Source organism: Bradyrhizobium sp. B124, from assembly GCF_038967635.1.
Classification (GTDB): Bacteria; Pseudomonadota; Alphaproteobacteria; order Rhizobiales; family Xanthobacteraceae; genus Bradyrhizobium.
On record NZ_CP152413.1, the window covers coordinates 4,813,769 to 4,826,087 of the forward strand.

11 protein-coding genes are annotated in these 12,319 nt (G+C 65.1%); 1 reads left to right on the forward strand and 10 read right to left on the reverse strand.

What is annotated here, in order from left to right:
• Positions 1-34: 34 nt before the first annotated feature.
• From AAFG13_RS23030 to ugpB, 10 genes are all read right to left on the reverse strand, one after another.
• Positions 35-772 (reverse strand): GntR family transcriptional regulator, encoded by a 738-nt coding sequence (locus AAFG13_RS23030; protein ID WP_342708300.1) that lies wholly within the window; start codon positions 770-772, stop codon positions 35-37.
• Positions 773-801: 29 nt separating this feature from the next.
• Positions 802-1,194 carry an oxalurate catabolism protein HpxZ gene (gene hpxZ, locus AAFG13_RS23035; RefSeq protein WP_342708301.1) on the reverse strand — a complete coding sequence of 131 codons (393 nt, stop codon included), beginning with the start codon at positions 1,192-1,194 and terminating at the stop codon, positions 802-804.
• 1 nt (position 1,195) lies between these two features.
• Positions 1,196-2,593 (reverse strand): AtzE family amidohydrolase, encoded by a 1,398-nt coding sequence (locus AAFG13_RS23040; RefSeq protein ID WP_342708302.1) that lies wholly within the window; start codon positions 2,591-2,593, stop codon positions 1,196-1,198.
• Between the two features lie 7 nt (positions 2,594-2,600).
• The gene (locus AAFG13_RS23045; protein WP_342708303.1) at positions 2,601-2,780 is read right to left on the reverse strand and encodes a DUF4089 domain-containing protein; all 180 of its coding nucleotides are present in this window, start codon (positions 2,778-2,780) and stop codon (positions 2,601-2,603) included.
• Positions 2,781-2,800: 20 nt separating this feature from the next.
• Complete coding sequence (locus AAFG13_RS23050) at positions 2,801-4,585, reverse strand: ABC transporter ATP-binding protein (protein ID WP_342708304.1); 1,785 nt, start codon at positions 4,583-4,585, stop codon at positions 2,801-2,803.
• Positions 4,586-4,682: 97 nt separating this feature from the next.
• Positions 4,683-5,582: an ABC transporter permease gene (locus AAFG13_RS23055; protein WP_342708305.1), complete on the reverse strand. Its 900-nt coding sequence runs from the start codon at positions 5,580-5,582 to the stop codon at positions 4,683-4,685.
• Between the two features lie 136 nt (positions 5,583-5,718).
• Positions 5,719-6,732, reverse strand: a complete 1,014-nt coding sequence (locus AAFG13_RS23060; RefSeq protein ID WP_342708306.1) for an ABC transporter permease — start codon at positions 6,730-6,732, stop codon at positions 5,719-5,721.
• Between the two features lie 7 nt (positions 6,733-6,739).
• A complete protein-coding gene (locus AAFG13_RS23065; RefSeq protein ID WP_342708307.1) occupies positions 6,740-8,362 on the reverse strand; it encodes an ABC transporter substrate-binding protein in 1,623 nt (540 codons plus the stop codon).
• 245 nt (positions 8,363-8,607) lie between these two features.
• Complete coding sequence (locus AAFG13_RS23070) at positions 8,608-9,555, reverse strand: aminoglycoside 3'-phosphotransferase/choline kinase family protein (RefSeq protein ID WP_342708308.1); 948 nt, start codon at positions 9,553-9,555, stop codon at positions 8,608-8,610.
• A 227-nt stretch (positions 9,556-9,782) separates the two neighbouring features.
• Positions 9,783-11,090, reverse strand: coding sequence for a sn-glycerol-3-phosphate ABC transporter substrate-binding protein UgpB (gene ugpB / locus AAFG13_RS23075; protein ID WP_342713379.1), 1,308 nt, complete (start codon positions 11,088-11,090; stop codon positions 9,783-9,785).
• A 206-nt stretch (positions 11,091-11,296) separates the two neighbouring features.
• Here ugpB and AAFG13_RS23080 point away from each other — a divergent pair, with 206 nt between their 5' ends.
• Positions 11,297-12,286 (forward strand): TRAP transporter substrate-binding protein, encoded by a 990-nt coding sequence (locus AAFG13_RS23080; protein WP_342708309.1) that lies wholly within the window; start codon positions 11,297-11,299, stop codon positions 12,284-12,286.
• Positions 12,287-12,319 lie beyond the last annotated feature (33 nt).

The following is a 12,319-nucleotide window of genomic DNA, read 5'->3' on the forward strand; positions in this document are numbered from 1 at the left end:
CCTCTCCCCGCAAGCGGGGCGAGGTGAGAAGAAGCTACACCGACACCGCGTAGGTCTCGTATTCCCCGCGCACCTGCTCGATATGGGCGCGCATTGCGGCGGCGGCGCCGAGCTTGTCGCCGCGCAGGATAGCTTCGACGACGCGGTCGTGCTCGGCGTGCGATTTTGCCAGGCGCCCGAGGTTGCGGAACTGGGCGCGGCGGAACGGCTGCACACGCACTCGCGTCGCCAAGGTGATCTCGGCGATATAGGCGTTCTGCGATCCGGCGTAGATCGCGTTATGAAAGCGCTCATTGACCTCGTGGAAGCGCTCGGGATTGCCGGTATAGCTCAGCACCCGCAGCTCCTCATGGACCGCCTCCAGCGCGTGGCGCTCCGCCGCTGTCATCCGCTCGGCGGCAAGGCCGGCGCACATCGCCTCCAGCTCAGCCATCGCCTCGAACATGCCGGTGAGCCGCTCGAGCGAGGGCCGCGCCACCACGGCACCGCGATGCGCGCGCGCGTCGATCAGGCCGCTGGCGGCCAGCTGCCGCAGCGCCTCGCGCACCGGCGTGCGCGAGACCTTGAAGCGGCGCGCCAGATCGGTTTCATCGAGCCCGGCGCCCGGCGGCAGCGTGCCGCGCACGATCTCGTCAGCGAGCTGGAGCCGGAGTTCTTCGGCGCGGGTCTTCTTGTCGACCAGCGACGACGCGCGATCGACACGCCGCACCAGCGGCTCCGGCTCGGTGCCCTGCGGCTGCGGCGCGCGGGTCGGAAGATCGTCCAGGCTCATGGCTGAAACGCCCTTTCAATCACCCTGGTTCAAGCTCCCCTTGGTCCATCAATGACGCTGACATGGGCGGCGACGATTCTCCAGCCCTCGGCGAAGCGAATCCATGTCTGCATCTGCCGCCCCACCCGGCCCGGCGCGCTGTCCCGATAGAACAGCGTCGAGGCGATCGCGGTGTCGCGGCCATAGGTCGTGATCACGGTGCGGCTGGTCTTGCGCATCAGCCCGGCCGCCGGCCGCCCGGCACGAAACGCCGCGATCTCGGCGTAGCCATAGAGGTTCTCGCCGATGCCATAGCGCAGCGTCCGGCTGTCGTTGCGGAACAGCTCGTCGAGCACGGCGACATCGTTCGAGACCAACGCCTTCTCGTAGCGCCCGAACTGCGCGGTCACCTCGGCGAGCACGTCGGGAAGATCGATTTCCATCTTAGATTCCTCTTGGCGCGGGAGCCATGACGACACCCAACTGTTCCAGCGCGTAGGCGACCCGCAGCGCGATGTCCTCGCGCCAGGGCGCTGCAATGATCTGCACGCCGATCGGCATCGGTTCAAGCGGCACCGGCACTGCAGCCACCGGCAGGCCGATGAAGGAGATCGGCTGGGTGTGGATACCGATATTGGGGCGGACCGGAAGCTCGATCCCGTCGAGCGTAAAGGTGGCTTGACCGATCTTCGGCGCCACACATGGCGTTGCCGGCGCCAGGATCACATCGACCGACTGGAACAGCTCCAGCACCCTGGCGCGGTACCAGCGGCGGAATTTCTGCGCCTTGTCGACATAGACCGCCGGGATCATCGCGCCCGCGATCAGGCGGTCGCGCACCGGCGGATCAAAGTCGTTAGGCCGCTTGCGCAGCCGATCGAGATGCAGCGCGGCGCCCTCGGTCGTGGTCATGATGAAGGCGGCAGCGCGGGCGCGCGCCGCTTCCGGCAGCTCCACCGTCCGCGTGGCGCCGAGCGCCTTTGCCACGCGCGCGACCGCTTCGACGGCCTCCGGCAGCAGATTCTGCTGGAAATAGCCGCCGGCAATCGCAACCCGCAGCCGGCTGACATCATTGGCAAGCAGCGGCACGGTCGGCTCGACCGACTGCACACTGCAGGCGGGATCGTCGGCATCAGGCCCCTGCATGGCGTCATAGGCAAGCGCGAGATCCTTCACGCTGCGCGCAAACGGACCGAGATGATCGAGGCTTGCGACGAACGGAAACGATCGCGCGCGCGACAGCCGGCCATAGGTCGGCTTCAGGCCGAACGTACCGCAGAATGACGACGGCACCCGGATCGAGCCGTTGGTATCAGAGCCGAGCGCGATCGGCACCAATGCGCCGCCGACGGCGCTGCCGGAGCCGCCCGACGAGCCGCCGGCCATCCGCGTCGGATCATGCGGATTGCGCGACGGACCGTCATGCGCGTTCTCGCCGGTGAAGTCGTAGGCGTATTCGCCCATGTTGAGTGCGCCGACCAGCACGGCGCCGGCCGCTTCCATCCGCTCGATCAACGTGGCATCGCGCGGCGACGGCGGCAGGTCGCGATTGATCTTCGAGCCGGCGCGGGTCGAGAGGCCCTGCACGTCGAACAGGTTCTTCACCGCGAACGGCACGCCGGCAAGCGGGCCGGCCGGTTGGCCCGCATCGATCGCGGCATCGACCGCCTTGGCGCGGGCCCGCGCGCGATCGGCGGTAACGTCGGTGAAGGCGTTGAGGACCTTGTCGTGCACAGCGATGCGCGCGAGCGCCGCCTCGGTCACGGCGAGCGCCGTGATCTTGCGGGTCGATACGGCCTGCGCGATTTCGGCGGCGGACATAGCAGCGGGAGTTTCGGACATCGCGATCTCAGGTCGAATAGACGGCGGCCGACGCGACGTCGTCAGGCAGCGGGAAGTCGTCGACCAGCCGCGCCAGCCGCAGCGCGACCTCGAGATTTGCGCGCACCGCCGGACGCCAGGCGTCTTCCAGCGGCAACGCCATCGTCCGGGTGACGGCGCTCATGTAATCGTCGAGATGATCGTCCATTTCGCTCCCGATAGGTTTTTTCAGGACACCGGCAACGGCGGATGCGGGATCGCCGTGAGCAGCTCCCTTGTATAGGCATCCTGCGGATTGCCCAAGACGTGTTCGGATGTGCCCTGCTCGACGATGCGACCGCTGCGCATCACGATGACGCGATCACACAGCAGGCGCACCACGTTGAGATCGTGCGACACGAACAGATAGCTCATGCCCATCGACTGCTTGAGGTCCTGCAGCAGATTGAGCACCACCGCCTGCACCGAGACGTCAAGTGCCGCGGTCGGCTCGTCGAGGATGACGAGCTTCGGATGCAGCGCGATCGCGCGCGCGATACCGACACGGGCCTTCTGGCCGCCGGAAAGCTGATGCGGAAAGCGGTCCAGGAGATTGACCGGCAGGCCGACCAGCCGCGCCAGCTCCTCGCAGCGGTCGCGGAGCGCATCGCGCCCCCTGATGTCGCCGAGCTGCATGATCGGGTCCGCGATCGCGCGCGCCGCGGTGAAGCGCGGGTTGAGGCTGTCGGTCGGATCCTGGAACACCATCTGGATCTGGCTGCGCCGCGGCAGCCGCGCGAAGGATTGCGGCATGATGCCGCCGATGTCCTCGCCATCGAACATGATGCGGCCGGAGGTCTGGTCCAAGAGCCGCATCACCATCATCGACGTCGTCGACTTGCCGCAGCCGGATTCGCCGACCAGCCCGACGCTCTCGCCATGGTCGATCGAGAAGCTGATGCCGTCGACGGCGCGGAAGATCTCCTCCTCGACCGGCGGCTTGCGGCCGAACAGTTTTGTGAGCATCGAGCCCGCGCCCTGGCGGGGGTATTCCTTGACGAGTTTCTCGACCAGCAGGAGGGGTTCTCTTCTCTCGTCACCCCCGGGCTTGACCCGGGGGTCCACCGAGGAAGACATCTCTTGCGAAGATTGATGGATGGCCGGGTCAAGCCCGGCCATGACGGAGACTGGCTGCGGAAGCTTCGCCTCCTCTTCCGGCAGCAGATCCCGCAATGACACCCCGATCCGCGGCGTCGCGCGCATCAGCTTCTTCGTATAGTCGTGCCGAGGCGCGGCGAAGATGTCGGCGGACTTTGCCGTCTCGACCACGCGGCCCTTCTCCATCACCACGACGCGGTCGCAATAGGCGGCGGCGAGGCCGAGATCATGCGTGATCAGGATCGTCGACATCGCCCGGCGCCGGGTCAGCTCGACGATCAGGTCCATCACCGCCTTCTGGGTGGTGACGTCGAGGCCGGTGGTCGGCTCGTCCGCGATCAGAAGCTGCGGATTGCAGGCCAGCGCCAGCGCGATGACGACGCGCTGGCACATGCCGCCGGACAGCTCGAACGGATAGGCATGATAGCGCTCGCGCGGCCGCGCGATCTTGACCTGCTCCAGCGCCTCGATCGCCTTCTCGCCGCGATCGGTGACCTGCGCCTGCTGGACATGCTGGCGCAGCACGTCCTCGATCTGGTGCCCGACCTTGCGGATCGGATTGAGCGCCGCGCGCGGGTTCTGGAAGATCATCGAGACTTCGCGGCCGCGCAGATCGCGCATCTGGCTCTCGGTCGCCGCCTTGACGTCGATGCCGGAGAACATCACCGATCCGTCGGCGATCCGGCCGGCGCGGTCGAGAATCCGCATCACAGCATAAGACGTCACCGACTTGCCGGAGCCGGACTCGCCGACGATGCCGACGGTCTCGCCCTTGCCGACGGAGATGTTGACGTGCTGCACCGCCTTGACGATGCCGCGACGCGTCGTGAACTCGACGGTGAGGTCGCTGACGTCGAGCAGGGGCTGGGCGGTCATGCGCGGCTCCCCTCATGCGAGGCGTCATCCAAAAATCTGCAAAACAACCCCATGCAAAGTAGCGCAGCGGTAGCGTGGCACCGTACAGAGACAGCCATCACGTCCTCCGCTGCGGGTCGACGATGTCGCGCAGGCCGTCGCCGAGCAGGTTGAAGCAGAACACCGCGATCATCAGCGCGAGGCCCGGGAATAGCGCGATCCACCATTCGCCCGACACCATGAAGCCGGCGCCCTCGGCAACCATGATGCCCCACTCCGCGGTCGGCGGCCGGACGCCGAGGCCGATGAAAGAGAGGCCCGCGGCGTTGAGGATCGCATAGCCCATGGTCAACGACATCTGCACGATCATGATCGGCATGATGTTGGGCAGGATGTGCCCGAGCAGGATACGGTACTCGCCATTGCCGGAGAGCCGCGCCGCCTGCACGAAGCCGGCATTGCGGCGGACGTTCGCTTCGGCGCGCGCGACGCGCGCATAGAGCGGAAAGTTCACGATTGCGGTCGCGATGATGATGTTCTGCACGGTGTTGCCAAGCGCCGCGACGATGCCCATCGCCAGCACGAACAGCGGGAACGCCATGATGGTGTCGGCGACACGGCCGACGATGCGATCGGTCCAGCCGCCGAAATAGCCGGCGGCGATGCCGGCCAGCCCGCCCATCAGGAACACCAGCACGACGGAGGCGACCGCGATGAAGGTATCGAGCCTGGTTGCAACGATGACGCGGCTGAAGATGTCGCGGCCGAGCTGATCGGTGCCGAACCAGTGCGCGGCCGACGGCGGCTTCAATGCAGCCGCGGTGTTCGAGGCAAGCGGGTCGTAAGGCACCACGTAAGGCCCGAACAGCGCGGCAAACATGATCAGGATCAAGAGTGCGAAGGCAAAGCCGGTGACCTTGTTTTCGCTCAGCACATATCGGGTCTGCTCGAAGACTGCGGCGAGCCCGGAGGTGCGGGCGGGACCTGCGGGTTCGACGGTCGGTGCAACGCTGCTCATATGCCCCTCCCTAAAGCGCGATGAGATTGGGTTGAATCGTCATCGCGCTTTAGCTCCTTGTTTGAGCATGATCTCCGCACAAACGCCTTGCGTTTGTCGCGAGGGAAAACCGCTTCGCACTTTTCCGGATCATGCTTTAGCCCTCCAGCCTGACGCGCGGATCGATCACACCGTAGAGGATGTCGATCAGAAGATTCAGCAGCACGTACATGACCGCCATGGTGAGGACAAAACCCTGCACCGGCGCGAAGTCGGATGCGATCAGCGCCTCGACCGCGTAGGAGCCGATTCCGGGCCAGGCGAACACTTTCTCCACCAGCACATTGGCCCCTAACAGGAACGAGAACACCATGCTGAGCGTGGTGATGACCGGCAGCATCGCGTTGCGGAAGGCGTAGGTCACGATCACCTTGCCGGGCGACAGGCCGCTGGCGCGCGCGGTGCGGACGAAATCGGACGCCAGCACCGCCAGCATCGAGGCGCGCGTCATGCGCGCGATCGGCGCCAGCGAGAAGATCGCGAGCGTCGCCGCCGGCAGGATCAATTGGCTGAACGCCGAGCGGAACGCCTCGAAGTCCCGCGCGATCAAGGCATCGATGAGGTAGAAGCCGGTGACGGGCGGCGGTGCGCTATAGAACACGTCGAGCCGGCCCAGCGGCGCCGGCGACCAGCCGAGCCGGAAATAGAACACGTAGACCAGCACGAGGCCGGTGAAGAACACCGGCAGCGACACGCCGGCCGTCGTGGTGACGCGGCAGAGATGATCGATCCAGGAGCCCGGCCGCGTCGCCGCCAGCACGCCGAGCGGGATCGCGATCACGATCGAGACGACAAGGCCAAGCAGCGTGAGTTCGGCCGATGCCGGCAGGCGGTTGCGCAGCTCGGCGGCCACCGGCTGGCCGGTGGTGAGCGAGGTGCCGAGATCGCCATGGGCAAGATCGTTGGTGTAGCGGACGAACTGCTCGATCAGCGGCTTGTCGAAGCCGAGTTTCTTCCGGATCTGGTCGACCGCTTCTTTCGTCGCCGCGGGCCCTGCAAAATACGCCGCGGGATCGCCCGGCAGCGCGCGCGTCAGCAGGAACGTCACGATTACGACCCCGATCAACGACGGGATCGCAAACAGCAGCCGCTTGCCGATGAGGGTCAGCATCAGCGTCTCACCCCTTCGCCATCGCGCGGTAGTCGAGGCGGCGGTGGAACCAGTATTGGTAGCCCGAGATGTTCTTCTGCATCGCGACGTTGACGAACGGCTGATACAGCGGGATGCGCGGGATGTCGGTGTAGGCCAGATCGACGAAACCCTTGACGTCGGCGTCGTAGGCCGCGGTGTCGCCGTTGGCGGCAGCGATGCGCGCGCCGTCGATGAGCTTGTCCATCTCGGGCGACTTGTAGCTCATCGTGTTGAAGATCGAATTGTTGCCGTGATAGCACCAGTAGAAGAAGTACTCGGGGTAATCGAGCCAGCCCGAGAACACGTTGGTGAACAGCGGCATTTCCTTCTTGGTGAGCTCGGTACGCCAGTTGGCGCCGGGCACCTTGTTGATGGTGGTCTTGATGCCGAGCTGCGCGAGGCTCTCCTGCACCAGCACGCAGAGCGGCTCGTTGACGCCGGCGAAATTCAGGTCGAACGAGATCGTGGTCTCGAAGCCGTTGGCGTAGCCGGCTTCAGTGAGCAGCGCCTTGGCCTTCTCCATGTCGGTGTTGTATTTGGTCGGCTGCGGCCAGGCGACCTCGGTCGGCTTGTCCTTTGGCGCGCCGAACATCGGGTTGGCGAGGCCGAACAACACCGCATCCATGATCTTCTGATACGGCATCGCATAGGCCATCGCCTGCCGCACCTTGGGATTGTCGAACGGCGGCTTGGTGACGTTCATGCCGATGTACTGGATGCCGTTGGAGAACGGCAACGAGACCACGTTGAGCTTGCCGTTCGTCTTCATCTCCTGGAAGTCCTTGAACGGCAGTTCGTAGGAGATATCGGCATCGCCGCGTTCGAGCAGCGCCCGGCGGTTGCCGGCCTGCGGCACCATGCGCCAGATCACGCGCTTGATCTTCGGCATCGGACCGCAGACCCAGTCGTCGTTGCGCTCCATGACCACTTCGGTGCCCGCGGTCCATTTGGTCACCTTGTAGGCGCCGGAGCCCGCGGTCTGCTGCTTGGTGAATTCGAGGCCCCAGGGATCCTTCTCGCTGGCGTTCTTCTTCACCAGCTCGGAGTTGACGACGCAGGGCACGATGACAGCGAGATCGGGGATCGTGAGCTTGTCTTTCTTGAGGAAGTCGACGCGCACCGTGTGGTCGTCGACGACGACGAACTGTTCGGGCTTGGTCAGCGAGCCCGCGCTCATCTGGAAGGTCGGGAAGCCGCCGACGCTGACGGCACGGTCGAGCGACCATTTGACGTCCTTCGCCGTCACCGGCGTGCCGTCGTGGAATTTGGCGTTCTTGCGCAGCTTGAAGGTGACCGACATGTCGCCGATGTTGAAGTCCTCGGCGAGCTCGGGCTTGAACTTGTCGCGGTCGTAATAGGGCACGCCGCCCGGACCGCTCTTCATCTCGTGGCTGATCAGCCGGTCGTAGCAATTCCACGACACTTCATAGCCGGGCACGTTGGTGCCGACGCCGTGGATATCGAGATTGTTGGGACCGCCTTCGGAGACGATCAGCAGCGTCTCGGAGCGCGCGTCGGCCTTGGCCGGCGACCAGATCGCAGGCGCGGTGGGCGCCAGCGCCCCCGCTGCCAGTCCAGACACCGATTTGAGGAAATCGCGACGCTTCATATGATGCTCCAACGCCCTTGAGAACGGCCTTGGAACTCAGATCGCAAGGATTGTGCCAACCCTTAACGAAACCTTATGAGGCGCTAACACGCTCGAGATATGGAAGAAATCGTCGAAGGTACCTTGTTCTGACGTCGATTAGCACGGCATGCATTGCATACAAAGGAGAGCTACCTGCTCAATGAATGAGCATTTCGCAGACACTGCTCGCTTTCTGGCCGGCGATCGATATCGCATCCAACCAGCTAGTCGGGCCAAACCAACTCCTGCAACTGCACGAGATCATCGACCCGGTCCGGCCACTTCTCGATGCAAATGTGCCGAAGCGGATCGCTGGCCGAGTGCAGCATCATGAGCGCCATCAGCCGCCGCTTCAGCGTGAACGTCACCTCGCTGCGCGGGATGCCGTAACCGTCGAACAGGCTGCGCACCCAGCGCGGATGACCGGCGGCCATGAAGGCGCTGGGACCGAGCAGGTCGTACTCGCCCCACCCCGTCCGGACGTCGCCGAAGTCGAACAGGCCGGCGACGTGCCAGCCGTCGGCGCGGCGGCCGAGCAGGAAATTCTCCGGAATGTATTCGCCGGTCAGGATCACCGGCGGCGCGTGCATCGGGATCAACTCAGTGGCGTCACGCAGGAGATCATCGAGCGAGGTGAGGAATTTCGCCGGCAGGCCGAGCCGCTCATGCCGCGCCCGGCACTGCGCGATCTGGCCGCGCATGAAGGCCTCCCAGCGCGGCTCGATCGCAAGCAGGCTGCCGGGCGGCACGCGCTGCACTTCGGCAATGACGGCGCCGATCTCGGCGAGCACGCGCTCGCGCTCGGCTTCCGGCAGCGACGGCCACACCTCCGAGCCGACGGTGCCGACGAGGCGCGTGATGACGAGATAGGGCCAGCCGTCGCGCTCGCCCTCGGCGATGAGATCGGGGATCGGAATGCCGAGCCGTCCGCGCAGCTCGGCGAGCGCGCCGCGCTCGGACACGAATTGCGGCCGCAGAAACGGCGGAAACAGTTTCAGGATCAGCTCACCGTCGAGCCCGACGACGAGGTTGGTGCCGGTCGAGAACACATGCGGCGTGCCAAAGGACAGCCCGTGGCTGTCGGCGATATCGTGCGCGACCGGCAGCCAGCGCGACGCGTCGCTGCGCCAGACGCGGTAGGTGTCGTAGTCGGTAATGGGTGGAAGATGCATTCGCGCGCGGCCTCTCAACGCTGTCGTCCTGGCGAAAGCCAGGACCCATAACCACCGAATTTGATTGTAAGCGGGATCGCGGCCCTAGCCTCGCGCAACGATGAGCGGCCGGGGTAATGGGTCCTGGCTTTCGCCAGGACGACCCTGAGTGTGTGGTGCCGCTTGTGAGCGTTACATTCACATTCTCTCAGAATGACGGGAAGCGCTTGCGCAACATGGCGCGCCCCTCACCGATCCGGATTGGCGCGCTCGAACTGGCGCAGCAGGCGGTTGCCGCGCTCGACGGCGTTGTCCATCGCGGCCTGCGCCGAGCGCTTGCCGGCGAACACCTGCTCGAGCTCCTCCTCGATCACGTCGCGGATGAGGACGAACGAGCCGAGCCGAATGCCCTTGGAATTGTCGGTCGGCGGCTTCAGCGTGACCTCCTCGATCGAGATCGAGGCGCCGGGATTGCGCGCGTAGAATCCCTGCGTGCGACTGAGATCGAACGCGGCGCGGGTGATCGGCAGGTAGCCGGTGTTCTGGTGCCAGGCGGCCTGCACCTCGGGCCGCGACAGATAGGCGAAGAATTTCGCCACCCCGGCATATTCGGCGCGCGGCCGGTCGCGCAGCACCCACAGCGTCGCGCCGCCGATGATCGAGTTCTGCGGCGCGCCCTGCACGTCAGGCTCATACGGCATCATGCCGTAGCCGACCTCGAATTTCGAATTGGCCTTGATGTCGGCGCGGGTGCCCGACGAACCGATGAAGATGCCGCACTCCCCCTTCTGAAAGCGCGGCTCGGCGGTCTGGCCGCGGCCGCTATAGTCGAAGGTCTTGTCGGCTTGCCACTGCGCAAGCTGCGCGATGTGGCGCACCACCAGCGGGTTGTTGAAGATCAGCTGCGCGTCGAGCCCGGAAAAGCCGTTGGCCTTGGTCGCAATCGGCAGATTGTGAAAGGCGGAGAAATTCTCGACATTGATCCAGGACGGCCATGACGTGGTCACGCCGCACATCGCACCGGCGGCACGCAGCCGCTTGGCCACGACGCCGAGCTCCGGCCAGGTCTTCGGAGGCTCGCTCGGATCGAGCCCGGCCGAGCGGAACATATCCTTGTTGTAGTAAAGGATCGGCGTCGAGGCGTTGAACGGGAACGACAGCATGTTGCCGTCGACATCGGCATAGTAGCCCGCCACCGCGGGCAGATAGGCCGACGGCGCGAACGCCTCCGATTGATCGCGCATCAGCTCGAACACCGGATAGATCGCGCCCCGCGCCGCCATCATGGTTGCGGTGGCAATCTCGTTGACCTGAACGATCGCCGGCTGGCTGCGCGAACGGAAGGCGAAGATCGCCGCGGTGACAGTCTCGGTGTAGTTGCCCTTGTAGGCGGGCACGATGCGGTAGTCGGATTGCGAGGCGTTGAAGTCAGCGGCGAGCTTCTCGAGCTGCTTGCCGAGCTCGCCCGACATCGCGTGCCACCACATGATCTCGGTCGCCGCTCGTGCCGGTGCCACAAGCAGAAGGGCCGCGACGACGAGGTGCGGGAGCTTCAAGGCGAGCTTAAAAGCGAACTTCACGACCAGCCGTTCCCGGATGCCAACACGCGGTCATACGGTGCTACAACCGCAAATTCAATCGACACCGCAGGTTGCAGCGCGGTTTTAACGTTTGGCAGATGGGCGAACCACCGCCATTCTGCTAAAAGCGTTGAACCTTTTCCTCCCGCCCCGGACTCAAATCACAAGGGGAATTGTAGCCAGTGTATCGCCGCGCCGGCCTTTCGCGGACAATAACGCTTGCCGTCGCGCTGCTATGGACAGCGGTCTCGGTGAGTGCTTTTGCGCGCGAATTCCGCACCGCCGATACCCAGAATGAAGACTATCCGACGGTCCAGGCGCTGAATTACATGGACCGCCTGATTGCCGAACGCACCGGCGGCCGGCACCGCATCGTGGTCTTCCACTCCCGCCAGCTCGGCGAGGAAAAGGAGACGCTGGAGCAGACCCGGGCCGGCGCCATCGATCTGAACCGGACCAACGTCGCGCTGATCGGAACCATGGTGCCTTCCGTGAACGTGCTGGCGATGCCGTTCCTGTTTCGATCCCTTGAGCACCTGCAGCATGTGCTGGATGGACCGATCGGCAACGAGATCCTGAACAGTCTCGAGGCCCACGGCTTCGTCGGGCTGACCTTCTACGATTCCGGCGCCCGCTCGATCTATAACAGCGTCCACCCGGTACGTTCGCTCGACGACCTCAAGGGGCTGCGGCTGCGCGTGCAGCAATCCGAACAGATGTCGGACATGATCCGCGCGCTGGGCGCCCAGCCGGTCCAGATGGCCTACGGCCAGGTGCTGACCGGGCTCGCCAACCGGCTGATCGATGGCGCAGAGAACAACTGGCCGTCCTTCGTCACCACCGGCCACTACAAATACGCCGGCTACTACACCTTGACCCAGCACACCGTGAGCCCGGAAGTGCTGGTGATGTCGCGCAAGGCCTGGGCCAGCCTGACGCCGGATGAGCAGGCCATCTTCCGCGAAGCCGCGCAGCGCTCCAGCCTGTACATGCGCGAGAAGTGGCGGGAGCTCGAGGAGCGCTCGCGCAAGCAGGCGGAGCAGGCCGGCGTCAAGGTCGTGACCGATTTCGACCGCAAGCCGTTCGAGGCGGCGATGGCCGGCATCTATGCCAAGGCGGAGCGCGATCCGGCGATAGCTGCGCTGATCGAACGCATCCGCAACATGGAGTGACCGGATCTTGGACGCGCCCAAACAGGACGGGAC